This window comes from Neobacillus sp. WH10 (genome assembly GCF_030123405.1).
Lineage (GTDB): Bacteria > Bacillota > Bacilli > Bacillales > Cytobacillaceae > Neobacillus.
The window spans coordinates 3,834,348-3,860,837 of record NZ_CP126110.1 but is presented as its reverse complement, the minus strand read 5'-3'; the positions used below and the strand labels follow the sequence as shown (position 1 = coordinate 3,860,837).

The 26,490-nt window shown below is 37.2% G+C and carries 29 protein-coding genes; 24 read left to right on the top strand and 5 right to left on the bottom strand.

Going from position 1 to position 26,490, the window contains the following annotated elements; translation table 11 throughout:
- Positions 1-177: 177 nt before the first annotated feature.
- Genes QNH20_RS18745 through zur form a run of 3 tightly spaced genes read left to right on the top strand, consistent with a single transcriptional unit; the run spans position 178 to position 2,208 of the window.
- The gene (locus QNH20_RS18745) at positions 178-951 is read left to right on the top strand and encodes a metal ABC transporter ATP-binding protein (RefSeq protein ID WP_283919491.1); all 774 of its coding nucleotides are present in this window, start codon (positions 178-180) and stop codon (positions 949-951) included.
- Positions 948-1,811, top strand: coding sequence for a metal ABC transporter permease (locus QNH20_RS18740; protein WP_283919490.1), 864 nt, complete (start codon positions 948-950; stop codon positions 1,809-1,811). The genes QNH20_RS18745 and QNH20_RS18740 overlap by 4 nt, the downstream gene beginning before the upstream one ends.
- A complete protein-coding gene (zur, locus tag QNH20_RS18735) occupies positions 1,798-2,208 on the top strand; it encodes a zinc uptake transcriptional repressor Zur (protein WP_283919489.1) in 411 nt (136 codons plus the stop codon). Before QNH20_RS18740 ends, zur begins: the two co-directional genes overlap by 14 nt.
- Positions 2,209-2,247: 39 nt before the next feature.
- Here zur and QNH20_RS18730 read toward each other — a convergent pair whose 3' ends face one another.
- Positions 2,248-2,850, bottom strand: a complete 603-nt coding sequence (locus QNH20_RS18730) for a 5' nucleotidase, NT5C type (RefSeq protein WP_283919488.1) — start codon at positions 2,848-2,850, stop codon at positions 2,248-2,250.
- A 480-nt stretch (positions 2,851-3,330) separates the two neighbouring features.
- Between QNH20_RS18730 and QNH20_RS18725 the strand changes: the two genes are divergently transcribed.
- Complete coding sequence (locus tag QNH20_RS18725; protein ID WP_481858111.1) at positions 3,331-3,717, top strand: hypothetical protein; 387 nt, start codon at positions 3,331-3,333, stop codon at positions 3,715-3,717.
- A gap of 148 nt (positions 3,718-3,865) precedes the next feature.
- Here QNH20_RS18725 and ispG read toward each other — a convergent pair whose 3' ends face one another.
- The 4 genes from ispG to QNH20_RS18705 all read right to left on the bottom strand — a co-directional run bounded on the left by ispG (position 3,866) and on the right by QNH20_RS18705 (position 7,106).
- Complete coding sequence (gene ispG, locus QNH20_RS18720) at positions 3,866-4,978, bottom strand: flavodoxin-dependent (E)-4-hydroxy-3-methylbut-2-enyl-diphosphate synthase (RefSeq protein ID WP_283919487.1); 1,113 nt, start codon at positions 4,976-4,978, stop codon at positions 3,866-3,868.
- A 110-nt stretch (positions 4,979-5,088) separates the two neighbouring features.
- Positions 5,089-5,421, bottom strand: a complete 333-nt coding sequence (locus QNH20_RS18715; protein WP_283919486.1) for a hypothetical protein — start codon at positions 5,419-5,421, stop codon at positions 5,089-5,091.
- Positions 5,422-5,520: 99 nt separating this feature from the next.
- A complete protein-coding gene (locus tag QNH20_RS18710; RefSeq protein WP_283919485.1) occupies positions 5,521-6,294 on the bottom strand; it encodes a DUF1189 domain-containing protein in 774 nt (257 codons plus the stop codon).
- 116 nt (positions 6,295-6,410) lie between these two features.
- Entirely contained in the window at positions 6,411-7,106 is a 696-nt protein-coding gene (locus QNH20_RS18705) for a Crp/Fnr family transcriptional regulator (protein WP_283919484.1), read from the bottom strand.
- A 380-nt stretch (positions 7,107-7,486) separates the two neighbouring features.
- Here QNH20_RS18705 and QNH20_RS18700 point away from each other — a divergent pair, with 380 nt between their 5' ends.
- From QNH20_RS18700 to QNH20_RS18605, 20 genes are all read left to right on the top strand, one after another.
- Positions 7,487-8,095: a superoxide dismutase gene (locus QNH20_RS18700; protein ID WP_283919483.1), complete on the top strand. Its 609-nt coding sequence runs from the start codon at positions 7,487-7,489 to the stop codon at positions 8,093-8,095.
- 110 nt (positions 8,096-8,205) lie between these two features.
- On the top strand, positions 8,206-9,432 hold the full coding sequence (locus QNH20_RS18695) for an MFS transporter (protein ID WP_283919482.1): 1,227 nt from the start codon (positions 8,206-8,208) through the stop codon (positions 9,430-9,432).
- A gap of 173 nt (positions 9,433-9,605) precedes the next feature.
- The gene (locus tag QNH20_RS18690) at positions 9,606-11,702 is read left to right on the top strand and encodes a peptidoglycan D,D-transpeptidase FtsI family protein (RefSeq protein ID WP_283923447.1); all 2,097 of its coding nucleotides are present in this window, start codon (positions 9,606-9,608) and stop codon (positions 11,700-11,702) included.
- A 263-nt stretch (positions 11,703-11,965) separates the two neighbouring features.
- Positions 11,966-12,889: a phosphate ABC transporter substrate-binding protein gene (locus tag QNH20_RS18685; RefSeq protein WP_283919481.1), complete on the top strand. Its 924-nt coding sequence runs from the start codon at positions 11,966-11,968 to the stop codon at positions 12,887-12,889.
- Between the two features lie 82 nt (positions 12,890-12,971).
- Positions 12,972-13,892, top strand: a complete 921-nt coding sequence (gene pstC / locus QNH20_RS18680; RefSeq protein WP_283919480.1) for a phosphate ABC transporter permease subunit PstC — start codon at positions 12,972-12,974, stop codon at positions 13,890-13,892.
- Positions 13,892-14,779 (top strand): phosphate ABC transporter permease PstA, encoded by an 888-nt coding sequence (gene pstA / locus QNH20_RS18675; RefSeq protein WP_283919479.1) that lies wholly within the window; start codon positions 13,892-13,894, stop codon positions 14,777-14,779. Before pstC ends, pstA begins: the two co-directional genes overlap by 1 nt.
- Positions 14,780-14,862: 83 nt before the next feature.
- Positions 14,863-15,618, top strand: coding sequence for a phosphate ABC transporter ATP-binding protein PstB (gene pstB / locus QNH20_RS18670; protein ID WP_481858110.1), 756 nt, complete (start codon positions 14,863-14,865; stop codon positions 15,616-15,618).
- A 12-nt stretch (positions 15,619-15,630) separates the two neighbouring features.
- Positions 15,631-16,404: a phosphate ABC transporter ATP-binding protein PstB gene (pstB, locus tag QNH20_RS18665; protein WP_283919478.1), complete on the top strand. Its 774-nt coding sequence runs from the start codon at positions 15,631-15,633 to the stop codon at positions 16,402-16,404.
- A 13-nt stretch (positions 16,405-16,417) separates the two neighbouring features.
- The gene (gene phoU, locus QNH20_RS18660; protein WP_283919477.1) at positions 16,418-17,077 is read left to right on the top strand and encodes a phosphate signaling complex protein PhoU; all 660 of its coding nucleotides are present in this window, start codon (positions 16,418-16,420) and stop codon (positions 17,075-17,077) included.
- Positions 17,078-17,386: 309 nt separating this feature from the next.
- On the top strand, positions 17,387-18,070 hold the full coding sequence (locus tag QNH20_RS18655) for a DUF4912 domain-containing protein (protein ID WP_283919476.1): 684 nt from the start codon (positions 17,387-17,389) through the stop codon (positions 18,068-18,070).
- A complete protein-coding gene (locus tag QNH20_RS18650) occupies positions 18,063-19,322 on the top strand; it encodes a glycosyltransferase family 4 protein (RefSeq protein ID WP_283919475.1) in 1,260 nt (419 codons plus the stop codon). The genes QNH20_RS18655 and QNH20_RS18650 overlap by 8 nt, the downstream gene beginning before the upstream one ends.
- A gap of 16 nt (positions 19,323-19,338) precedes the next feature.
- Complete coding sequence (locus QNH20_RS18645) at positions 19,339-19,959, top strand: hypothetical protein (protein ID WP_283919474.1); 621 nt, start codon at positions 19,339-19,341, stop codon at positions 19,957-19,959.
- A gap of 196 nt (positions 19,960-20,155) precedes the next feature.
- Positions 20,156-20,305, top strand: a complete 150-nt coding sequence (rpmG, locus tag QNH20_RS18640) for a 50S ribosomal protein L33 (RefSeq protein ID WP_256234289.1) — start codon at positions 20,156-20,158, stop codon at positions 20,303-20,305.
- A 332-nt stretch (positions 20,306-20,637) separates the two neighbouring features.
- Positions 20,638-21,204 carry a 5-formyltetrahydrofolate cyclo-ligase gene (locus tag QNH20_RS18635; protein WP_283919473.1) on the top strand — a complete coding sequence of 189 codons (567 nt, stop codon included), beginning with the start codon at positions 20,638-20,640 and terminating at the stop codon, positions 21,202-21,204.
- Positions 21,201-21,989: a DUF92 domain-containing protein gene (locus QNH20_RS18630; protein ID WP_283919472.1), complete on the top strand. Its 789-nt coding sequence runs from the start codon at positions 21,201-21,203 to the stop codon at positions 21,987-21,989. The genes QNH20_RS18635 and QNH20_RS18630 overlap by 4 nt, the downstream gene beginning before the upstream one ends.
- Before the next feature lie 103 nt (positions 21,990-22,092).
- Positions 22,093-23,046 (top strand): L-lactate dehydrogenase, encoded by a 954-nt coding sequence (locus QNH20_RS18625; protein ID WP_283919471.1) that lies wholly within the window; start codon positions 22,093-22,095, stop codon positions 23,044-23,046.
- Between the two features lie 81 nt (positions 23,047-23,127).
- Complete coding sequence (locus tag QNH20_RS18620) at positions 23,128-23,325, top strand: hypothetical protein (RefSeq protein ID WP_283919470.1); 198 nt, start codon at positions 23,128-23,130, stop codon at positions 23,323-23,325.
- 329 nt (positions 23,326-23,654) lie between these two features.
- Entirely contained in the window at positions 23,655-25,226 is a 1,572-nt protein-coding gene (locus tag QNH20_RS18615) for a rhomboid family intramembrane serine protease (protein ID WP_283919469.1), read from the top strand.
- Positions 25,227-25,231: 5 nt separating this feature from the next.
- Positions 25,232-25,441 carry a YqgQ family protein gene (locus tag QNH20_RS18610; protein ID WP_283919468.1) on the top strand — a complete coding sequence of 70 codons (210 nt, stop codon included), beginning with the start codon at positions 25,232-25,234 and terminating at the stop codon, positions 25,439-25,441.
- Positions 25,442-25,451: 10 nt separating this feature from the next.
- Complete coding sequence (locus QNH20_RS18605) at positions 25,452-26,426, top strand: ROK family glucokinase (protein WP_283919467.1); 975 nt, start codon at positions 25,452-25,454, stop codon at positions 26,424-26,426.
- Positions 26,427-26,490: the final 64 nt, after the last annotated feature.

Genomic DNA, 26,490 nt, shown 5'->3' with positions numbered 1-26,490 from the left:
CCTCACCACTCCTCCATGCTAATGTATGAAGAAGGAACAGGAGTGTGACAATAGAATTAGAGTGGGCGAGTAGTTAATGTTCAGTTTTTCATCCTTTACAATCAGAAACTCCTATTGTATACTACTTGATGTTAAATCGGAATGATTCTTATAATTAAAGGTGAGAGAGTACAAATTATGCGATCAATTATTGAAATAAAACATCTTTTCTATCGTTATGAAAAGGACACAGTCCTTGAGAATATTAATATGACTATACCAGATGGCTCCTTTTTGGCGATTGTCGGTCCTAATGGGTCTGGGAAATCAACACTATTAAAATTAATTTTAGGTTTATTAAAACCTCAAAAAGGGGATATCTTTTTATTTGGCCAGGAAATAAATAAATTTAAAGATTGGCAAAAAATTGGTTATGTATCACAAAAGGCTAATTCCTTTAACACTGGTTTTCCGGCAACCGTATTTGAGGTGGTCGCAAGTGGATTAACCAAAAAGTTAGGCCTGTTTAAGTTTTTTAAAAAAGAACATTCAACAAAGGTAAACGAAGCCTTAGATGCAGTGGGAATGAAGGGGTTTAGAAGCAGAAATATTGGTGATCTCTCTGGGGGACAGCAGCAGAGAGTTTTTATTGCCCGTGCCCTTGTTAGTGAACCAAGTCTCCTAATTCTAGATGAACCAACTGTTGGTGTTGATGCGGAAAATGTTAATTCCTTTTATCAAATGCTAGAAGAGTTAAATAAAAAGCGAGAAATTACTCTGTTATTGGTTACACATGATATTGGTACGATCTCTGATAAGGTCTCTCATGTTGCCTGTTTAAATAAACATTTGCACTTTCATGGAGAAACAGCAGAATTTGAGCAGCTTAACAGAGATGGCGTATCTAAAATTTATGGTCATGAAGTCCATTTGCTTACCCATCATCACGAACAGGGAGGCGTTGTAAAATGATTGAGGGAATTTTTCATTATGAATTTTTACAAAATGCCTTCTTAACAGGGATTCTGATCGGGATTGTTGCCCCGCTGCTGGGGGTTTTTATTGTAGTTAGAAGACTTTCGCTGATTGCCGATGCCCTTAGCCATGTGACATTAGCTGGAATTGCAGCGAGCCTCCTTATTGAAAGAAAGTTTACGATATTGGCTGGCTTAAATCCCCTTTATCTAGGGATGGTGTTTTCAGTAGGGGGAGCGTTGTTCATTGAAAAACTAAGAGGGGTTTATAAGCACTATCAGGAATTAGCTATACCCATTATTCTTTCCAGTGGAATTGGGCTGGGGGTCATATTTATTTCACTTGCTAATGGATTTAACACTGACTTATTTAGTTATTTATTTGGCAGCGTGTCCGCCGTTAGCCGTACGGATTTATGGGTTATTTTTATTATTAGTATTGTGGTTATTTCAGTCATTATTATGTTGTATAAAGAGCTATTTTTACTTTCTTTTGATGAAGAGCACGCAAAGGCATCTGGCATTGCAGCCAAAAGTATTCATTTCATTTTTATTGTCATGGTTGCCCTTGTCATTGCTGCCTCAATGAGAATTGTCGGGATTCTGTTAGTTTCTTCTTTAATGACATTACCAGTTGCTGCAAGTATTCGAATTGCCAAAGGTTTTAAACAGACCATTTTTTTCTCTATCCTTTTTGGTGAAATTTCTGTGCTCGGAGGGCTTTTTTCAGCCTATTACCTTGACCTTGCTCCTGGTGGAACGATTGTCATGATTTCCGTCCTCATTTTAGTATTAATGATCTTTTATAATAAATTTACAAGTGCTATAGGTGGTGAAAAGCAAAGTGAACGTACATGAAGCAATTCAATACTTAAAGGAAAATGGATTTAAACAGACAGGGAAAAGGGAGGATATGCTCCAATTATTTGCAGATAGCGATAAGTATTTAACGGCAAAGGAAGTTCTTGATCAATTAAAGGATGATTATCCAGGTTTGAGCTTTGACACCATTTATCGAAACCTAACTTTGTTTGTAAATATGGGGATATTGGAAATGACAGAGCTATCTGGTGAAAAACACTTCCGCTTTACTTGTTCAAGACACCACCATCACCACCATTTTATCTGTCTAGATTGTGGAAAAACAAAAGAAATTGATACATGTCCAATGGATGGATTAAGTGAAAATTTAAAAGGATACGATATATCCGGGCATAAATTCGAGATTTACGGCCGCTGTCCGGAATGCCATTAAAAAACAGCTTGTGCGCGTCCCGCACAAGCTGTTTAAATGTTAGTTGAATGTGACAGATGCTTCACGTTTTTTCTTTTCCTGCTTTAACCAGTTTTCTACCCAGATATTAGCTTCTCTCCAATTCTTAACGCGAATGACACCTTTAGGAATTGGCTCCTGATTATATGGTGTATCAAATAATATAACAGGTATCTGGCACTCCTCATGAATCATTACGGCGTTATCATGTTTATCCTCAAAAAAGATATCCACCTTATGTTTTTTTACAGTTTCCACTTTATCGTGTGAGCCGATTAATTCCATTTGATGAAAGGTCAATCCGTGCTGAAAGAACCACTCTTCCGTGACAGCAAGTAAGTGGGGACCGCGTGCACTGATAAAAAACAACTCATGGTCTTGTTTCCATTTTTTAAGTACGTTCACAGCCCCTTGCGCAGGGTGTGATTCTTTGTATATTATCGGTTCATTTTCAGTAAACCATTTTGCAAACACTTCTTCAGAAACATTCACAAATGGAGTTAATTCATACTGGTTTACATCCTCATATAAAATATTCATACGAAATGCTTTATTAATAAACGGTATTATGGATTTTGGGCATGTAACGGTACCATCAATATCTATTCCAAATCTTTTTCTCATTTTGTCTTCACCTTCATCATGCTTTAGGGTATCTCATTATATTTTACCAAAGTAGTGTGAACAATGAAGTACTTATTTTTTTAGGAAAAGGGGCGGAGCGTCGCAAAAGCTAATTAGTATATTCAAGCTGAGAGGAAAATGTACATTTTAGATAATGAATGAAGTGAAGCTTAGCTCTGCTCACACCGCCTTTATTAGGTTAGGTTGGTTCTTGCTATATATTTCCAGGAAAAAAGTTACCGTGAAACACCATACGGGTCTTGTAAGAAAAAATTTTCGGTAATTGAAATAAAAAACTATTTAAGACAAACATTAACATAATTAAAAAAGTAGCGAGACGCAAACAATAATTAATGCTCCTATAGCTGAAAGTGAGGGATTAGGATGGTAGATGAAAGAGACACGAAAGTGCAAGAAGCTCTTCGAAGTTCAATAATTGGTGAGGATATCCCCAATTCTCCTGCAGAATTCAGGGAGGAAATGGCGTCGGAAGTCGCTGAACCTGTTAAGACATCCTACTCATTGAAAAAAGAAGAGTCTGTTCCTGAAATTGGTGCATCTGTTCCGATAAGAACTACTGAATATAGGGAAGAAACAGCTGCAGAAATAGCTGCACCTATTACTGATACACGAAGTGGAGAACAGGATGAATTCCGGGAACTAACAGCAGGTGGAACCGGTATGGGTACCCTTGCATTAGCGCTATCGATTATATCACTGTTTGTTTTGCCTATTCTTTTTGGTGCCGCAGGTATTGTGTTAGGATTCGTTGCAAGAAATAGAGGTGCCACAGGCCTTGGTGCTTGGGCAATTGGTATTGGTGTAGTATCAATTGTTATTGGTATCTTCATTCTTCCGTTCTTTTAACATATCTTGCATAGGAGCAAAGAAAACTCGCCGACTGGCTTGCCGTTAGGTGAAGACAGAGGCGTAGTTGTCCTTATGCCTGATAGGAAAGTATATTTTCCTATCGGTCAAAAAAGAAACCCGGTGAAGATACCGGGTTTCTTGATGATTATTTTGTTAAATTTTTTTCTTCTTCCGCTTTTTTTCGGAAGTACTCCTCAGCAACTTGATCAATTTCCTTTTTCAATTCCTCAACCATATCTGCTTCAGGAACTTTCCGGACAATTTCCCCTTTTCTAAATAATAGACCTTCACCGCGTGCACCGGCAATTCCGATATCTGCTTCACGAGCTTCGCCAGGGCCATTGACGGCGCAGCCTAACACGGAAACCTTAATCGGTGCCTTTATTTTTGAAATATATTCCTCGACTTCATTTGCAATACTAATAAGATCAATTTCAATTCTTCCGCAGGTTGGGCAGGAAATTAGTGTTGCTGCATTAGAAGAAAGACCAAATACTTTTAAGAGTTCACGAGCAACTTTTACTTCTTCAACAGGATCTGCACTTAGGGATATACGAAGTGTGTTTCCGATCCCCATACTAATAATGGCGCCTAATCCTGCGGCACTTTTTACTGTTCCTGAGAAAAGCGTTCCTGATTCCGTAATGCCCAGATGCAATGGATAATCGAAAGCACGGGCAGCTTTTTCATATGCTTCGATGGCAAGATTAACATCAGATGCCTTCATAGAGACAATAATGTCTTGAAAATCTAAATCCTCTAGAATTTTGATGTGATGGAGGGCACTTTCTACCATTCCATCTGCAGTTGGATAACCATATTTATCAAGAATTTTCTTTTCAAGGGATCCTGCATTAACGCCAATCCGAATTGGAATACCGCGTTCTTTAGCGGCTTTTACAACGGCTTCGACCTTTTCGCGTTTCCCAATGTTTCCTGGATTGATCCTGATCTTATCTGCTCCGCCTTCAATGGCTTTTAATGCTAATTTATAATCAAAGTGAATATCGACTACAAGTGGAATGTTGATTCTCTTTTTGATTTCAGGGATGGCATTAGCGGCTCGCTCGTCTGGACAGGCTACACGTACGATTTGGCACCCTGCTTCCTCAAGACGTTTAATTTCAGCAACTGTTGCCTCAACATCGTGTGTTTTTGTTGTTGTCATGCTTTGAATAACAATTTCATTGCCCCCGCCAATTGTTAAATTCCCCACTTTAATTGGACGGGTTTTTGTGCGATGTATAATTTCACTCACGTGTAATTCGCTCTCCTTCAAAATGGATTCGAATAATTGGTTCTTTAAAACAATCCGCCTTAATTGTATCAGTCTCGTGCTAATTTTGACAAGAATAAGCTCTATCCTGTTTATTTTGAGTAATCAGGGAAATGATATGTAGTCCCAATTTGGATTTTTTCAGGAGTTTGTCCTGGATTTAGTTTTCGAAAGTCTTCGATCAAATCAGTTATTGATACAGGCAGTGGTTTTTTTAGCTTGTGCTCAACAATTGACATTACGGTTTCACCAGGTTGTACTTCTGCCTCAAAAGTATGAATTTCCGTTTTAGGTTTCTTTGTAACTGTCTCGACTTTTGCACCAACCTGCTTGATATTGGAGGCAGGAAGGGTGCCGATGGTAAGATCGAAATAAATGACATAAATGACTAAAATAGCAAAAAGAAAACCAAATAACTTTTTCATCGGACAAGCCTCCATAATGGAATGTTTGTACATTCTTATGCTTGTCCAATCATAAAAAGAACCGTATAAAAAAACACGCCCAAATATTTGGGCGCAATTCTAGTTCGCTTTTTTCGGTTTTGGCATTTCGTTAATAGCTAATAATAAGACAATAATCGCCACACCCCAATTAATGGCAAAGCTGTATGGTACTGATGTTTTAATAGCTGCCATAATGGTGAAAAATAGGGTAGGCAAGGTTTCGCTGTATGCAGCTATTCTCCATAATTGACGGTAATTCAGATTTTTGCCTAAAAGATTTGTTAAAGCCAGACCGAACATGGCTAATATGGATACTTCAATAAAGCTTGCAGCACTTGAAAACAAATAAATAAACACTGACATCACAGGGATGATAATACTCTTCATTCCACCAATTGTGTCAATAAAATCTAGCATCGAGCTCTTTGTAATGTTTAAGCCTTGTAGCATTGAATATGGATAGGTATCAATCCTTCCGCCTGATGAAAGGACAAACTCATCCTTCAGCATAGCAAATGCATTCCCTTCATTCTCTACATCCGAATCAGAAATGGCTCCAGTTGGATCAATAATAATAGTAAAATTATCTTTATTAATTGTAACGGGTACCTCTGTTTTAGCTGACAACAGACCATTCTTTATCGAAAATTCAGGTGCTTCATCCTTGATAATGGATTTTGCAGAATCTATGCCAGTAGAAAGATCGGTACTTAAAAAAATGATAAACGGAAGAATAGAAATGAAAGTTAGGAAAAAAACATATAAAATAGTTTTCCCAATTCCTTGAAAACGAAATAAGGCAATATCTTTTGGAGAGTAGATGCTTTTATAAAATTGTTTGAAAATATTCATACTGGACCACCTTTATAAAGATTCAATTTCTATTGTAGCTTGTGTTTTCGTTATATACAAGGATGACAAATGTTTTCAAAAATAGTAAAAAGCCACCTGAAATGGTGGCTTCAATTTTAATTAAGACCGCAAATTTCAAATGAGCAGTTTTGGCAATCTACTTCTTCTTTCAAAAAGCTTAAATTTTTTACAGTGAACTTTTGGTTTTCATATAAAATAATATCCTTTTCACGCAGATCCTTTAAAGCACGTTGAATGACCTCTCTAGTTCCATAGGTTAAATTAGCTAATTCCTGATGTGTTAAAGGCAGATCAATTAGAATGCCATCCTCTGTTTTCACCCCATAGGAATTACATAGGCGTATGAGGATGGAGTATAGGCCGCCTTTTTTCCCATTCATAATTAAGTCCTGGCATTTCATTTGTGCTTTTAAATACCCAGTGCTTAACCACGTAACAAGTTCATTCATGGCTTCGGGGTCTGTTAAAATAAATTCTTCAAATTGCTCCTTTTTAATTAGCAGCAATTCACAGTCTGTTAATGTTTTAGCATAAAATTGATAATGAGGATTTGCTTTAAAAAGCTGGTATTCGACAATTACTTCTTGGTCGTCTAAGATTTTTAATATAAAATCCTTCCCTCTTAAGTGAACTCTCCCTAGGGCAATCTTGCCTTTAAGCAATAAGTAAACAAATTCGACAGAATCCTTTTCTTGAAAAAGAACAGAACCGGATTTAAACTTTTGGATTGGCTCACTTTTTTGGAAAAATTGGAGCATTAAGCTATATAATGAAATGCTGCTTTTTGGCATATCTTTTCACTCCTTTATACCTCTACAGTTTTGATTTAAATGTATTATTAACATCATGTCAATATGAAATTTACATGATTTGGAAGTTGGTTGAAGAGGTTATGACAAAAATCGTTGACAGCATGCTGTTTTAGTGAAACATGACAATTTTTCGAATTAATTCATTCATACAAGTTTGTTATGTAATTTCTATTGAAAACGGGAATAAAAAGCTATTCAATGGGCATTGTATCTATGTTAGAATCTAAGCATTTTATTTGAAACCATGAACCAACTTTGGTATGTTAAGAACAAAGCTTTAGAAATATTCTTATAAATCATCTTGATTTTAAGTATTCCTAAAGCCCCAAAAATACATTTGTACATAGGAGGAGTTTATTATGGCATTTGAATTACCAAAATTACCTTATGCAGAAGATGCTCTTGAACCACACTTTGATAAAGAAACAATGAATATTCATCACACAAGACATCACAACACATATGTTACAAACTTAAACAACGCATTAGCAGGTAATGAAGAATTACTTTCTAAATCAGTGGAAGAAGTAATTTCTAATTTGGATGCAGTTCCAGAGGCTGCTCGTACTGCAGTACGTAACAATGGCGGCGGACATGCTAACCACTCTTTATTTTGGCAAATTCTTTCTCCAAATGGCGGGGGCGCACCTGCTGGTGAATTAGCTGACGCGATCAACAGCAAATTTGGCAGCTTCGAAGGTTTTAAAGAAGAGTTCACTAAAGCTGCAACTACTCGTTTCGGATCTGGCTGGGCATGGTTGTCTGTAAACAATGGTGAATTAGAATTATCCAGCACTGCAAACCAAGATTCTCCATTAATGGAAGGGAAAACTCCAATCCTTGGTCTTGATGTTTGGGAGCATGCATACTACCTAAAATATCAAAACAAACGCCCAGATTACATCGGTGCATTCTGGAATGTAGTAAACTGGGATGAAGTTACAAAACGTTACAATGAAGCAAAATAATTGAATGGGAAAAAAGGCAGCTTACAGCTGTCTTTTTCACTTGCTTTAAATTTGAATAAGAACCACGCCCATGATAAAGACTACCCTTAAGACAAAGGGGAGTTTTTTTTATGGGAAAAAAATTAAAGATTTTAGGTGAAGTAGAATTAACAAAAGACTTGTTGCTCTTGCTGGTTATTGGCGGCTTATATTCATTAAGCGTTTCCTTATCTAATACATTTGTAAATATTTATCTTTGGAAACAAACAGGAAAGTTTTCGGATATTGCCCTTTATAACCTTTCGATTGTTGTTTTACAGCCCTTAACGTTCATTTTAGCAGGGCGGTGGGCAAAGAAAATCGACAGGGTGATTGTACTTCGAATTGGTGTCATCTTTTTAGCGATTTTCTACTTATCAGTATTAATTTCAGGTACAAAGGCTTCCACCTATTTACTATTATTGGGGAGCCTGCTTGGAATAGGTTATGGTTTTTATTGGCTAGCCTATAATGTACTAACCTTTGAAATCACTGAACCTGAGACAAGAGATTTTTTTAATGGATTTTTGGGGATTTTAACCTCGGCTGCTGGAATGATTGGACCGATAGCTGCTGGCATCATCATCACTCGATTTGAAAAATTCACCGGCTACACGTTTGTTTTTGGTTTGTCATTAGCTTTATTCGCGCTAGCTGTATTCATGAGTTTTTCATTAAAACCAAGACCTGCATCTGGAAACTATTGCTTTAAACGAATATTAGAGGAAAGAAAACTAAATGAAAATTGGCGTCTCATAACAAATGCCCACTTTTTCCAGGGACTTAGAGAAGGGACGTTCTTATTTATTATCTCTGTCTTTGTGTATATATCAACGGGTAGTGAAATGGCTCTTGGAACATTTGGACTCATTAATTCGGGAATATCCTTTATTGCTTATTACTTTGCTTCACGGATGATTAAAAAAAGCTTTCGAAAAAAAGCCATCCTTATTGGCGGAATCATACTTTATGCTGCTGTCCTGTTGGTTGTATGGGATGTCAATTATGTTAAATTGTTAATTTATGCAGGGATGATTGCAATAGGCTATCCACTTTTACTCGTCCCATATATGTCAACTACATATGATGTTATTGGAAGCGGATGGAAAGCGGCAGAAATGAGAATTGAGTATATAGTGGTCCGTGAAATATTTTTAAATATCGGGCGCATCGTATCCATCCTTGCCTTCCTCGCTGCGGTAACCTGGTTTAATGAGGCGCAAAGTATTCCAATCTTACTATTGTTTTTAGGTGCTGGTCATTCCTTAATTTATTTTTTTATAAAACGGGTACAAATACCAGAAGTGAAAATGCGATGAGTTTGCTAGTTACTCATCGCATTTTTAAAATTGGTAAGGGTTATTCATAGATAAATGGGACATTATCTTATAAAATAAAGAAAGTTATTTTATGTTTTGAAAAAAGGAAGTGTATTTTGAACTTGAAAAATAAAAAGAAAAAGAAGAAGACACATGTCACGTTTCGTTTGAACATGGTATTCTTTGTTGTATTTGTGCTTTTTTCCATTCTGATTCTTCGCCTTGGCGAATTACAAATTGTTTTTGGTGATGATTTTAAACGTGAAATTGAACGGACGGAGGATATTACCGTAAATAACCCCGTGCCAAGGGGAAAAATGTATGACCGTAATGGAAAAACCATTGTGGATAATACCCCGTTAAATGCAATTACTTACACTAAAGACCAAAATACCAATCAAAAGGAAATGCTCGAAACAGCAGAAATTTTAGCAAAACTAATATACAAAGATACCTCAAAAGTTCCTGTTCGAGATAAAAAGGATTTTTGGATCATTAAACACCCTAAAGAAGCTAAAGAAAAAATCACTAAAAAAGAATGGGATCTTTATGAGCAAAAAAAATTAGATGATGAGCAGATTTATAAACTGCAGCTTGACCGAGTTACAGATGAAGAAGTTGCAAGTATTCAAGGCGAAGAACTTGAAACGCTTGCTATCTATAGGGAATTTAATAGCGGCTATGCATTAACACCACAAATAGTCAAAAATAAAGATGTAACTCCGGAAGAATTTGCAGTGGTCAGTGAAAATTTAGAGAATCTCCCAGGAGTTGATACCACTACGGACTGGGAACGAATGTATGTATTTGGGGATACCTTAAAATCTATTTTAGGTGATGTAACTACATCTGAGGCTGGTATACCTAAGGAACAGCTCGATGAATATCTTGCACGCGGTTACAGCCGAAATGACCGCGTTGGAAAAAGTTATCTCGAGCTTCAATACGAAGATGTCCTCCATGGTCAAAAAGCAAAAGTAAAAAATGTAACGGATAAGTCAGGAAAAATCCTATCTACTGAAGTCGTTTCGGAGGGAAAGCGTGGAAAAGACCTTGTCTTAACAATCGACATGGACCTGCAGCAGCAAGTAGAAAAAATTATTGAAGAGGAATTGTGGAGTGCTAAGCAAAAGCCAGGTACGGGCCTCTTGGATCGTGCTTTTGTGGTATTAATGGACCCACATACTGGTGAAGTAATATCACTTGCTGGAAAGCAAATTGGTAAGGATAAGGACGGCAAAACGGTGATGAAGGATTTTGCTGGTGGAAATATTACCACCTCCTATGCCGTTGGTTCAGCTGTCAAAGGAGCGACCATTTTAACTGGTTATAAAACCGGCGCTATTAGTCCAGGGGAATACTTAGTTGATGAGCCATTACTAATCAAAGGAACAAAACCTAAAAAATCCTGGAAGACATTTGGAAACATTAATGATCTTAGAGCATTACAAGTATCATCCAATGTTTATATGTGGAAAACTGTTATTGCTATGGGAAATGGCAAATATGTTCCAAACGGACCGCTAGTTTTAGACACTGAAAAGACATTTAATACCATGCGGCAATCATTTAGTCAATTTGGTCTGGGTACCCGGACTGGGATTGACCTGCCAAATGAAATGAGTGGCTTTCCAGGATCAGAGAATAAGCCCGGGTTACTTCTTGACCTTGCGATTGGCCAGTATGATACGTATACACCAATACAACTCGCACAGTATGTGTCCACGATTGCGAACGGTGGTAATCGTGTACAGCCGCATCTTGTCAAGGAAATTCGCGAACCGATCATGGAAAATAATGAATTAGGTCCGATAGTTGAAGAAATCCAACCGAAAGTGCTAAATCATTTAGATATGAAAGATGAATGGATCAAGCGTGTTCAAGAGGGCTTCCGAATGGTTATGCAGGTTGGTGACGGTACTGGGGTTAGTACATTTAAAGGTGCTTCATATAGCCCAGCTGGTAAAACAGGAACAGCACAAGCGTTTTATGACGGTCCTGTTAAATCGCAAAAGAACGCAGATGTTATGAACCTAAGTCTTGTCAGCTTTGCGCCGTATGAAAATCCGGAAGTGGCAATGGCCGTACTTGTACCATGGGCATATCAAGGAAATACCGGACCAAGTATTAATATGACAATTGGCAAGAGAGTATTGGATGCCTATTTTGACTTGAAGAAGTCACGTCCGGTAAACGATGGAACTGCAACAAGCATCCAACAAGCAGATAATATTGACACAACTCAAAACAGCCAGCAATCTGGGCAATAATATTTTTAAAAACCCGTCTCGTTTGAGACGGGTTTTTTTACATACAGTACATTCTTTATGAGCAACATATTATAGAGGATTTGTGAATTAATGTTAGAAAAGCTTGTCAATAAAAGTAATTTATCGAATTTACAAAAGAACAATAATATATTTACAAAACCTTTACAAATCATTAAAACGCAGTTTACAGTCATGCCTTATTCTTAAACATGTAAGGCAGACAAACATCATCACCAACAAAAACCTTAGGGGGAATAAAGGAAATGAAAAGTTTGAAAAAATTTAGCCTACTTACACTATTTGCAGCGTTAATGGTATTCACTGCTGCTTGTGGAGGCGGAGCTTCTACAGATAAGACGGAAGGAACAGACAAAACATCAAAAACTGAAGAAAAGAAAGAACTTTCTGGCTCATTAAGCGTTTCTGGTTCATCCGCAATGCAGCCATTAGTCGCAGCTGCAGCTGAAGAATTTATGAATGAAAATCCAAACGTTGATATACAAGTAAATGCTGGCGGATCTGGTACAGGCTTATCACAAGTTGCTGAAGGATCTGTTCAAATTGGTAACTCGGATGTATTTGCTGAAGAAAAAGAAGGTATCCCAGCTGATCAGTTAGTTGACCATAAAGTAGCGGTTGTAGGAATGACTGCTGCTGTTAACCCTAAAGTTGGTATTAAAGATATTAAAAAAGAAGATTTAATTAAAGTATTCACAGGAAAAATTACTAACTGGAAAGAACTTGGCGGAAAAGACCAAAAGATCGTTCTTGTAAACCGTCCTGATTCTTCAGGAACACGAGCTATTTTCAATAAATTTGCTCTAGACGGTGCAACACCAGCTGAAGGAATTACTGAAGATTCTTCTAACACAGTTAAGAAAATTATCAACGAAACAGAAGGTGCAATTGGTTACCTTGCCTTCTCATACTTCACTGATGATTCTGTAACACCACTTTCAATTGATGGTATCGAACCAACTGCAGAAAATGTACAATCCGGTAAATTCCCGGTTTGGGCGTACCAACATTCTTATACTAAAGGTGAAGCTGACGGTTTAGCAAAAGCTTTCCTAGACTATTTAATGTCAGATGATATCCAAAATACTTTATTAAAAGAACAAGGATATCTTCCTGTTACAAAAATGAAAGTAGAACGTGATGCAAAAGGAAATCAAAAGAATTTATAAAATGATTTAAATGAATAAACCGGGGTAAATGCGTTAGGCATTTACCCCGTTATGACGTATTTTTAGGAGTGTTTGGTGAATTATGGAAAAGATAATTCCGGCAAAGGAAAGATTGTTAAAATCCGAAAAAAAATGGAAGGACGGGGAATTACGAGGAAAGATTCTTGTAACGATATGTGCCGTGATCATGATATCCGCAACCATATCCATTACCATATTTCTAGGCACAAAGGGTTTACAATCATTTATTAAAAATGGTGTCAGTCTTATTGAGTTCTTAACCAGTACACAATGGAATCCTACAAATAAGGCCAATCCGGAATATGGTGCTTTCCCATTTATTTTCGGCTCATTTGCTGTAACATTTCTTTCAGCAATTGTTGCAGCTCCATTAGGTATTGGCGGCGCGATATTCATGACAGAGATTGCACCTTCCTGGGGAAGAAAAATATTACAACCAGTCATTGAGCTATTAGTTGGAATTCCTTCTGTTGTTTATGGATTCATCGGGCTTACAGTATTAGTGCCATTTATAAGGGAACATGTTGGTGGACTTGGTTTTAGTTTACTTTCAGGTGTCATTGTCCTATCTATTATGATATTACCAACTATCACCACTATAGCAACTGATGCGATGAGCTCTTTACCAAAGAATTTAAGGGAAGGTTCTTACGCTCTTGGTGCAACACGCTGGCAAACCATTCGAAAGGTGCTTATCCCTGCAGCACTTCCTTCGTTACTTACGGCGGTCGTTCTCGGTATGGCACGTGCATTTGGAGAGGCTTTAGCCGTACAGATGGTAATCGGAAACGTGAGGGATTTACCTTCAAATCTTTTAGATGCTTCGGCAACTTTAACGACAATTATCACGTTAAACATGGGTCATACCACATATGGAAGTGTAGAAAATAATACACTCTGGTCCATGGGCTTAATTTTATTAGTGATGTCTTTTGTGTTTATTCTCCTGATTCGTTATCTCTCATCAAGGAGGAAGATGTAATGAAAAGCAAAACAGCTGACAGAATAGCCACTGGTGTGTTTATTGCCATTGCTATAATAATTATTTCTATTCTTGTTGGATTATTCTCGTTTATCTTAGTGAATGGACTTAAACATGTGTCTTTTGATTTCTTAACCACTCCTTCTAGTAACGTAAGAGCTGGCGGGGGGATTCGAGATCAACTATTTAATTCTTTCTATGTTCTTTTTATTACAATGTTGATTGCTATTCCACTTGGTTTAGGCGGCGCCATTTATATGGCCGAATATGCTAAGCCTGGTAAGATCACCGATATTATTCGTTCCTGTATTGAGGTTCTTGCCTCTCTACCATCGATTGTTATTGGTATGTTCGGATTATTGATGTTCGTTAACTTAACAGGGTGGGGGTACAGCATTTTAGGTGGTGCCTTAGCGCTAACTATTATAAACCTACCTTCTATTGTACGGGTAGGTGAAGACGCAATTCGTTCAGTGCCTCGTGATTTAAAGGAGGCAAGTCTTGCCTTAGGAATTACCAAGTGGCATACAATTAAAACCGTTATTTTACCAACGGCATTCCCATCAATCTTAACAGGTGTAATCCTGGCAGCGGGAAGGGTATTCGGTGAAGCTGCTGCACTATTATTTACAGCTGGTCTTTCAACACCGAGACTCGATTATACAAATTGGAACCCATTTTCTGATCAATCGCCACTGAATATTTTTCGCCCTGCCGAAACGCTTGCAGTACACATTTGGTCAGTTAATACACAGGGGCTAATTCCTGATGTTGAGGAAATATCGAGTGGTTCGGCAGCCGTGTTAGTAATATCGGTTTTACTATTTAACTTATTAGCTAGATGGATTGGCAGCTTGATTCATAAAAAAATTACTGCAACTAAATAAAGGGCAGGTGAGAACGGATGGTCACTACTTTAATGGAAAAAGATACGACAGAACAAACTATACAATCAACCGTCCAGTTGCAAATGGAAAATATATTAAAAGTAAATAATTTAGAAATATTCTATGGGGAAAAACGAGCAGTTAATGGAATTTCTATGGATATAGGAAAGAATTCAGTAACAGCTCTGATTGGACCTTCGGGCTGTGGAAAGTCTACGTTTTTAAGAAGTATTAACCGGATGAATGACCTGATTCCCGGTGCAAGGGCACAAGGAGAAATCATTTATGAGGACCTTAATATCTTGTCTGAACAAATAAATGTGGTGGCATTACGAAAAGAAATTGGCATGGTATTTCAAAAGCCAAATCCTTTTCCGAAATCAATATATGAAAATATTACCCATGCACTAAAATTTGCAGGTATTAAAAATAAAAGTAAACTTGATCAAATGGTAGAAGAGAGCCTGCAAAAAGCAGCATTGTGGGATGAAGTAAAAGACAGGATTCATAAATCCGCACTCTCACTATCAGGAGGACAGCAGCAGCGTCTTTGCATTGCTAGAACGATTGCGATGAAACCTACTGTGATGCTCCTTGATGAACCATCTTCAGCATTGGACCCTATTTCCAATGCAAAGGTTGAAGAGCTGATTGTTGAATTGAAAAAGGATTATTCAATCATAATCGTAACTCATAATATGCAACAGGCTTCCCGTATATCTGATAAAACAGCCTTCTTTTTAAGCGGTGATTTAATTGAATACGATGCGACTGAAAAAATCTTCACCAATCCTTCCGTCAAGAAGACGGAAGAATATATCTCTGGAAGGTTTGGATAAGGGGGGAATAGTATGACAGCTTTAACATTGACCAGACAAGTATTTGATATAAATAAGTTAAATTTATGGTATGGGGACCATCATGCATTAAAGGACGTCAACTTTCCAATTAACAGTAAAGAGGTTACGGCGATTATTGGACCGTCAGGGTGCGGAAAATCCACTTTTATTAAAACGCTAAATTTGATGATCAATATGGTTCCAAATATTAAAATGACCGGAGAAATTAGCTTTAACGGAAAAAATATATTAGACGAGAAAATCGATCTTGTCGAACTTCGCAAACATGTTGGCATGGTTTTTCAGAAGGGAAATCCTTTTCCACAATCTATTTATGATAATGTCGCTTATGGCCCGAGAGTTCATGGAATCAAAAAAAAGAAGCATCTTGATGAGATTGTGATCAAATCACTAATGGACGTGGCTTTATGGGAGGAAGTAAAGGATCGTTTGACTGCCCCTGCACTTGGATTATCTGGAGGACAACAGCAAAGGTTATGTATCGCTAGAGCTTTAGCGACAAAACCGGATGTTTTATTAATGGATGAACCGACTTCTGCGTTGGACCCTATTTCAACCTTAAAAATAGAAGAATTGATTTTAGAATTAAAAGATAAATATACAATTGTTATTGTAACCCATAACATGCAGCAAGCATCACGCGTGTCTGATAAGACTGCCTTCTTTTTAATGGGTGAATTAATCGAACTAGATTCAACATCTACTATATTTTCAAATCCAAAAGATTCACGTACTGAAGGTTATATTACTGGAAGATTCGGATGAAGAGGTGGCATAAATGAGTACAAGAGCAAATTTTGATAATAATTTAAAAGAGTTAAAAGAAATGCTTTTAAATATGGCCCATAAATCGGAATTAGCAATCAAAGAAGCGATGTTGGCTCTGTTAAATCAAGACATGTACAAGGCGAAGAAGGTAATTAACGGAGATAATGAAATCGATGATTTAGATTATGAAATTAACAATAAGGCATTATTATTAATTGCAAGGGAATCACCTGTAGCAACCGATCTAAGAAAAATTAGTGTAGCATTAAAAGTTTCATCTGAAGTGGAACGGTTGGCAGATATCGCAGTAAATATTGCAAAATCAGCATTGCATATCGGTAATGAAGAGCATTTTAAAGAAATCATTGATATACCAAAAATGATGGAGAAGGCCTTAGAAATGGTCTCGGAGTCTATAACTGCCTATTATTCTGAAGATATTGAGATAGCTAAGAAATGCGCGGCAAAAGATGATGAAGTGGACAAAATGTTTGGAGACTTAGTACACGAGCTATTGAGCTGTATCCCACATAATCCGAATGCAACAAACCAGATTATCCAATTAGCATTTGTTTGTAGGTATATTGAAAGGATCGCGGATCATTCAACGAATATTGCTGAAAATGTTATTTATCTGGCAACTGGAAAACGCATGAATTTGAATGCTTAAAGAGTTGAAAATAGTTTGTAAAAGATGAGGCTAATCATTAGCTTCATCTTTTTTATTTCATGATAAAAAGTGTCGAAAAAGTTGGATACTCCAAAAATGAGGCTTGTTGACTTTTGTAGAAAGATGCCTTTGTCCTAAAATACTAAAAAATTTCCAGTCGTTGAACATGTATGCTGAAGGGACTAGCAAGATACGACAAATTGTGTATATTGTATGCATCCAATTCTGATGATACGATAAAATTAATTATTTTTGGATTATTTGAATTTATCACGCATATATTGTTTGTTTACAGAATGGAGGAAAGAAATGATAAATGAAATTATTAAATTAAGAGGGGATGGATTATCATTTAGCAAGATCGCCTTAGAGCTCAATACAACTGTTGCTAAAGTTCAATATCGTTGGAATAAATGGATGGATCTTACTGAAAGTGAACTAATGATAAAGAGTAATAACCAAACTTCCAAGGATTTAAATTCCTCGGAAAATGTTACTTTTTCGGATGTAATACCATTAAAGGGTGAGTTGAAGGCAAAGCTTGTTACCCCTCGAAAAATGATCCTTTTCTGGGATGTTTCCGAATTACCTAAGAAGATTATTGAGCTCTTTTTTAATCGAAAGTTTGAAGAGCTTGTACATGTAGGAAGAATATATGATGTAACAGATATATTCTTTAATGGGAAAAATGCTCATCACTATCATGGAATATCTGTTCCTTACGACAGTGGACATTGGTTTATTAAAGGATTGGCGGAAAATCGCTGCTATGTTGCTGAATTAGGTGTTTACTTTTCAGACACAGAATTTTTTCCACTTTATCGTTCTAATTGCATCCGTACACCGTCACTAGGAATTCCAAACGGTAATGTATACAAAGAGGATTTGTTACAATTTCAGCGATACGAAGACCAGCCCCCCAAATGGATGAAGCATGTAAGTACTTACAGCTATTACCTGAATTCAAACAGCTTGGAGGAAAACAATGAATAATATTTTTTCCGAGGAAGTTGACTCAGATTGTAATAAGCTAATAAATTGGCCATTAAACATATTAATGCTTTGCTGGGAATTTCCACCTAATATTGTTGGCGGACTCTCAAGACATGTATTCGGATTATCCACTCATTTGGCAGCGATGGGTCATGAAGTCCATGTGTTAACTTCGGGAAACAACGGGCTTCAATCATTTGAAAGAATGAATGGAGTGAATGTACATCGTGTGAAACCACTAAATGACCGAGATGATCATTTCCTTTCATGGATTGCCGGCCTAAATTTAGCAATGGCATTCAAGGCTGAACAACTAACTGAAGAGATTAAATTTGATTTTCTCCATACACACGATTGGTTGGTTGGTGCAGTTTCTATTGCATTAAAGGAGTCGCTCAGTGTCCCATTATTAACGACTATTCATGCCACAGAGCATGGAAGGAATAATGGTATTCATACAGATATGCAGCAGTTTATCCATGATAAGGAACAACAGTTAATCCTAGAGTCTGATCAGATTATTGTTTGTAGTGAATACATGAGGGAGAGTCTAATATCCATTTTTAATGCCCAAGATGAAAAGATAACCGTCATTCCAAATGGTATTGAACCTTTGAAAATAGAACGAACTATTGAAGATATTTTTCCTGACCTGAAACAAAGAAAATACATTTTTTCTATTGGTAGAATTGTAAAAGAGAAAGGGTTTGAAACAATTCTAGAGGCAGCAGCATTTGCCAAAGAGAAGGAACTAGAGTGTTTTTTTGTTGTTGCAGGGAAAGGTCCTATGCTCGAAACCTATCAGAAACAAATTACTGCGAGAAATCTAGACAAATACGTTGCTTTTGTTGGTTATATTACCGATGAACAAAGAAATGCGTTTATACAAGGAAGTGAGATGGCAGTCATACCAAGCCTATATGAACCATTTGGCATTGTTGCACTTGAAACAATGATCCTTGGGAAACCCACGATTGTCTCCAATACGGGTGGTATGAAAGGGATTGTGACGCACTGTCATACGGGGTTGCTGATGGTACCTGGAGATGCCAAAAGCCTGCTGGAACAAATTGATTTCCTAATGAATAATCCAGAGAAAGGTGAAGAAATTGGTAGAAAGGGAAGGGAAATTGTTAAAAGCTTGTATGGATGGAAACGGATTGCTTCAGAAACAAACAGGGTAATGGAAGATATAGTATTAAACAAACGAGTAAATGAGAATGAGCAAAAGATAACAACAAATAATATGTAAAAAGGTGTACATGATGATGAACCTAACTAATCTACAAATAAATCAACAGACCCCTAAACCAATACTACCGTTAGATATACTCCAGTTTGTTCCTGGCATCTGGGTTAATGGCCAGTATTTTTGGCTGCAAAACTGTACGGAAAAGGTCATTTACGACGAAGAATTAATTATAAAAGTGAAGCAAGAACAACTTTACTCTAACATTCGTTTTTCAAGCGTTTATGTAAGTAATCACGGCAATCAGACGAAAGAGATAAAAGTTTTAGCTATGCACTATTTTTTATATGTGGGACAAGACCATCTTGTATTTGTTTCTCCAATAGATCGTCACATCTTTCATCACGCAAATCAAAAGGTTTTTCTCGTTAACGCACAATACAATAAAACAGATAAGATAGAATACACAGCCATTCCACAATGGAATGCCTACACCGATCAAATTTGGGGTTCAATTCAAAAGGGAAACTTAAAGTATCAGCCAATGGCAAAAGGGCCTGCTGCTAGTATTTTTGCCGTAAAGATGTCAATTTCACCGCACGAAACAAGTAAAATGAACACTTGGACTATTACTGGTTCAAGCAAAAACGAATTGATTTCAATGGAAAAAGCTCTAATAAAAAGTTTGGTAAGTATTTAACATTAATTACTGCCCAGTTCCAGCGTCTAGTGTACTTTGCCCTTTTCTCTACGATAACTCATAGTATTCCAGTCCATACGCCGCCTTTACAGGTGCGTACGCTTTTCTTTAAAAACACTAGCATTTCCTTTTGAAAAATGATATTATAGAAAAGTCGTATGCACGAACTAGCTTAATCGTTTGGAGGGAAATTGACATGCGTGTAAATATTACGTTAGCTTGCACTGAGTGTGGAGATCGTAACTATATTTCAACAAAAAATAAACGTAACAACCCAGATCGTCTTGAGCTTAAGAAATATTGCCCAAGAGATAAGAAATCAACAACACATCGTGAAACAAAATAAGCAGTGGGGCTTCCTGCTGCTTTTTTTGTTGGCCGATAGGAAAGTATAACTTTCCTATCAGGCATAAGTGCAACTACTCCTCTGTCTTCGCCTAACGTCTCGTCAGTCGGCGAGTTTTCTTTATAAGATAAGAAAGTATAAATTTCGACTTTGAGAAATGGCCAGCTCCAGCGCCCAGCAGCTAGTAGACTTCACTCTTCTCCCTACGATAAGTCAACATCGGATCGCTTGCGCTCTCCGTGTTTCCTTTATCTCAGTCGAAGCGCTCCAGTCTATACGCCGCTAAACGGGCGCTTGCGCTTTTCTTATTTAAAAGTTAGGAGGTTCCATTTATGAATGATAAAGATTTGGTCCGTAATCAGGTAAAGGATTCTCTCTCACAGCTTTCTAAACCCCTCTACGAAGATTTTTCCTGCAAAATTGCAGGAAGGCTTTTTGAAGATGAAGACTTTAAAAAAGCAAAAGTAATCGGGATTACAATTTCGAAACAACCAGAAGTTGATACATATCAAATTATCCGTAAAGCATGGGAACTGGGAAAACAAGTTGTAGTACCAAAATGTCATCCAAAAGAAAAAAGATTGACATTTAGAACTTTAATGGATTTTTCTCAGCTTGAATCTGTTTACTATGGTTTACTCGAACCAATTGAAGCATTAACCACCGAAGTATCAGCGGATCAGATTGATCTTTTAATTGTTCCAGGATTGGCTATTACATTGGATGGATATCGCTTAGGTTTTGGCGGTGGATATTATGACCGATACTTACCCAATTACTTCGGTAAAACCCTATCGCTCGCCTTTAAAGAACAAATTATCCCGCAATTCCCCGTGGAAGAGCACGATATTCCGGTTGCTAAAATTATTACAAACGATACGACCATTAACATAAAATGATAAATGAATTATTAATTTTTATTGGGATCTTCGTAACTGGAATTAGTGGTTACCTCCTTAAATCCTTGACTAAATCGGGTGCAACGGCAGCAATTTTGGTTGGACTGGCTGTTTATGCTGGTTTTGGTGTAAGAGGGCTTCTATTACTAGGTGTCTTCTTTGCCACTTCCAGCCTTTGGTCAAAATATAAAAGTTCTGCTAAAGTGAGCATCGAAGAAAAATTGGCTAGTGGCTCTACAAGAGATTGGCGCCAAGTGTTGGCCAACGGGGGAGGAGCCGGACTTTTTAGCATCATTTATTATCTTCAACATGATCTTATTTGGCTAATTGGGTTTATCGTTTGTCTCTCAAGTGCTAATTCAGATACATGGGCATCAGAAATCGGCAGCTTAAGCCGAAAGAATCCGATTTACATCCGTACATTTAAGCGAATTGAAAGAGGGACATCAGGAGCGATCAGTTTATTAGGAAGTGCTGCTGCACTTGCAGGATCGTTTCTTATTTCATTAATCAGTTATTTGATATTTGATATAGATATCTTTTTAACGTTACTTGTTTTTCTATTTGGTTTTATTGGTAATATCATCGATACCGTAATCGGTGCTTTTTACCAACAAGTGTATGTTTGTGAGCGTTGTGGCCTGGAGACTGAAAAAAAGAATCATTGTCATTTGCCAACAACTAGAATAAAAGGACTTCCTCTAGTGGATAATGATTTGGTGAATTTTCTTTCCGGATTTATTTCCGCAATGGTAGCAATTGTGATCGTTCTCGTTACAAATTAAACTAACTTTAATTGTTATAATATTGATATATTGGTTTTTATTTAATTGTTGAAGTAATAAACGATTAATTACACCTAAAAAACATATTACTGGAGGAATAGACTTGTTAAAACGTGTTAATAGAGTTGCACTTATTGGAACAGGATTTGTTGGTTCAAGTTATGCGTTTGCCCTTTTAAATCAAGGCATTACCGAAGAGTTAGTGTTAATTGACTTAAATAAAGAAAAGGCAGAAGGAGACGCGATGGATTTAAATCATGGACTTCCATTCGCTCCATCACGAACGAAAATCTGGTATGGAGATTATAAGGATTGCGGTGAGGCTGATTTGGTTGTAATCACAGCGGGCGCAAACCAAAAGCCTGGAGAGACACGGCTTGATCTTGTTGAAAAAAATACGAGGATTTTTAAAGGAATTGTCGAAGAAATTATGGCAAGTGGATTTGATGGAATTATCCTAGTTGCCACCAACCCAGTAGACATTTTAACTTATGCAGTTTGGAAGTTTTCCGGCCTCCCAAAAGAACGGGTAATTGGCTCCGGAACGATTTTAGATACCGCACGGTTCCGCTTTTTACTAGGAGATTATTTTGATGTTGATACTCGAAATGTTCACGCTTATATAATAGGTGAACATGGTGACACAGAGCTTCCTGTTTGGAGCCATGCCGATATTGCAGGTACATCCATTTCTGAGTGGACAAAAAATAAAGATGGATTTAATCAAGAAGATCTTAATCAGATTTTTTTAAATGTCCGTGATGCTGCCTACCATATAATTGAGCGGAAAGGTGCCACTTATTATGGAATTGCCATGGGCCTAGTTCGACTTACAAAGGCAATTTTACGAAATGAAAACTCTGTTCTTACTGTTTCTGCATATCTTGAAGGCGAATATGGACAAAACGATATTTACATTGGTGTACCAGCAGTTGTAAACCGAAAAGGAGTTAGAGAAGTAGTAGAACTAGATTTAAATGAAGAGGAAATGGCAAAATTCACGAATTCTGTACAAGTATTAAAGAAGACAATGGAGCCTGTGTTTAAAAATATCTAATTAGAATGGAATCCGCTCTTTTTTTCAATTACTTTGGATAAAATAGCTGCCGCCATCACAGAATAATAGCAGGAGGGATGTATGATGTCTCGAATGTTAACATCGATTTTTATGATTGGATCCATAGGTTATTTAGCATTCCGATACCGATATCGTATAATCAATGTGCTGTTTGGCACCAGCTGGCTGCGCCGGCTTGCTGTTGGATCCATTATGAGTATTCCTGGCGTGAAAAATAAAATGATGCAATCTGTATTTGGAAGACCATCTGAATGGTGAAAACCACAGATGGTTTTTTACTTTTTGGCCGAAGGGAGAGTATACCTTTCCTCAGGTATAAGTGTACTAAGGAAAGCTTCATGAGCATAACTTCGTAGTCGAAAAGCTGTGTTTATTGACGAACCACGCCACATGAACCGTCTTTAAGGACAGTCGAGTTTTCTTTGTCGAAATTATTAAATATCTTCATTTTAGGTGGTTTCAGTAATGTAAACCGCGCACTTCGTTTATAATGAAAGTAATGCGGTAAAAATGAGTACATAATAATAATCAAATTGTCATTATGGATGATTTCGGAATGGCACTTTATGATAGAAAGCGGGGGAGAAATGAATAATAGAGAGAGTTACATCTTTTGGAGACTGGCCTATTCTTTCATCTCTGATCATGGTTATCGAATTATTCAATTATTTGATAATCAAAAAGAATTATGGCTTGAAAAGTTAGAAAATAAGAAGACCCCCATTATTCGCATGCTGCTCCATGATTTAGATTGGAGTAATGCCATGCAGAGAGATATTGAGTTTACGGCTTCCAACGGGGAAAGAGTCCGTAAACAACTTGGCCGGCCTGAGGTAAACGTGTTGAATATTTACTTCAGTCAATTTCCTCCTGTTGATGAATATGAATATCGATTATCAAAACCATTTATTTATCCGGAAGGAAATAAAACGTCAGTTAGCTCAATTTTGTTAGCAAATGGAGAATATGATACAGGTTTTGGGCGAATTTCCGAAAGATTAGGGGAAGAGATTTACTTTTCCTTTGAGGAAGAATATTCTGAACAGGATGTTGAGTCCTTAAAAAAAGCAGCATTAGATTATGCTATTAAAAAAGAAAATACGGAAAGGGCCATTTTTTCTAATGGAAAACCCTTCTTTACTTATGTATTTATCATTATTCAGTTAGCTGTTTTTTTCTGGCTTGAACTACATGGCGGCAGTACCAATACTTCTACACTTATAAAATATGGGGCAATGGTAAGCCCATTAATTTACGAGGGTGATTGGTGGCGATTTATTACACCCATTTTCTTGCATATTGGATTTGTGCATTTGGCGATGAATTCCCTTGCATTGTATTTTCTTGGCACGACGGTCGAAAGATTATTTGGTAATGTTCGTTTTCTATTTATTTATATGTTTGCGGGCATCACGGGTTGTATTGCCAGTTTTATCTTTGGTTCTACTATCTCAGCTGGGGCAAGTGGTGCAATTTACGGCTGTTTCGGTGCGTTATTGTATTTTGGTGTAATCTTTCCAAAATTATTTTCCCGGACAATGGGCATAAATTTGATCGTTGTTCTTGGAATAAACCTTGTTTTTAGTTTTACAGCATCAGGAATCGATGTTTACGCTCATCTAGGCGGGTTAGCAGGTGGATTTCTGGCAGCTGGTGTTGTTCATTTTCCAAAAGCGAAAAAACTATTATGGCAAATGCTGTTTTTTATTGCCTCTGCTGCGATTATATTCGGAGCAATAACTTATGGATTTAGCTCATCAGCCCAATCGAATGATGAAAATGCTAACTTACTGATGGCGCAAGAATATATTAAACAAGATAATTATGATCATGCCTACAAGGTATTAAAAGAATCCGAAAACAAGGTAGATAACCTTTCTGAAAAAACATATTTTCTTTTATCATTCGTGGAAATCAAGAAGGTGATGCTTAACGATGCTAAGGACCATTTACAAAAGGCAATCCAGCTTGATCCTAAATTAGATGAAGCCTATTTTAATCTTGCTCTGATCAACCTGGAGCAAAATGATGTGGAAAGTGCTAAAGTAAATGCAGAGAAGGCGGCTAAACTAGAACCAAAGCAAAAGCAATATTCTGATTTGGTACGTGAAATTAATCAACATCTTCAATCTTCCGGCGGAGTAGGAGGGAATGAATAGCAGAAATGAAAACGATTTATGAGATTCAGCAATTTTTAAAGCAATTTGGAACGTTTATTTATGTTGGTGATCGTGTTGGAGACCTTGAACTGATGGAGTCAGAATTAAAAGAGTTATATCAGGCGCAGTTGATTGAAACGAGGGAATTTCAAACTGCACTTTTAATTTTAAGACATGAAATACAAATACAAAAAGAAAAAAGTAAACAAAGATAGGTGAGAATTTGTGGCAGAACAATGGATAACCGGTGTCGATCTTGGTGGCACAACTACTAAAATAGCTTTTATTGCGATGGGTGGAGAAATCGTTCATAAATGGGAAATTCCTACGGATAATTCCAATGAAGGACAGAATATTACCACAAATATTGCGTCTGCAATCGATGAAAAACTTGCCCAACTTGGTGAAACCAAAGACAAACTCGTAGGAATTGGAATGGGTGCACCGGGGCCAGTAGACTATGAAACTGGAATTATTTTAAACGTGGTAAATTTAGGCTGGAAGGATAACTATCCGCTTAAAGAAAGTCTTGAAGCGGCATCTTCCCTCCCGGCTGCGATTGAAAATGATGCAAACTGTGCGGCATTGGGCGAGATGTGGAAGGGCGCCGGTAACGGTGCAAAGGATCTTGTTTGTGTCACATTAGGCACTGGTGTTGGCGGTGGTGTTATTGCTAATGGAAATATTGTCCAAGGTATAAATGGTGCAGCAGGTGAAATAGGGCATATTACAGCGATTCCTTCTGGAGGTGCTCCTTGTAATTGTGGAAAGTCAGGATGCCTTGAAACGGTTGCTTCAGCCACTGGTATTGTTCGTTTAGCGATGTTAGAACTAAATAAAAATGATTCATCAGGTGAATTAAGCAAACTGTTTGTGGAAAATGGGAAAATCACCGCTAAAGATGTATTTGACTGTGCCAGAAATGGGGATCAGTTGGCAAAAAAAGTCTTGGAGGAAGTTTCTTTCCATTTAGGGTTCGTGTTAGCTAATATTGCCAACACATTAAATCCCGAAAAAATTGTTTTGGGCGGCGGAGTTTCAAAAGCTGGAAATATTTTATTAGAGGCAGTAAATAATAACTTTGCAAAATTTGCTTTTTCAGCAGTAAGGAATTCCACCGATTTAGCCTTGGCCACTTTAGGAAATGATGCAGGTGTGCTTGGGGCTGCCTGGCTTATTAAAAATAAATTAAATCAATAGGTTTACTTACAAAAGTCTGATTTGAGATTCGGACTTTTCTTTTTATCATTTTTTCTTTAATCTC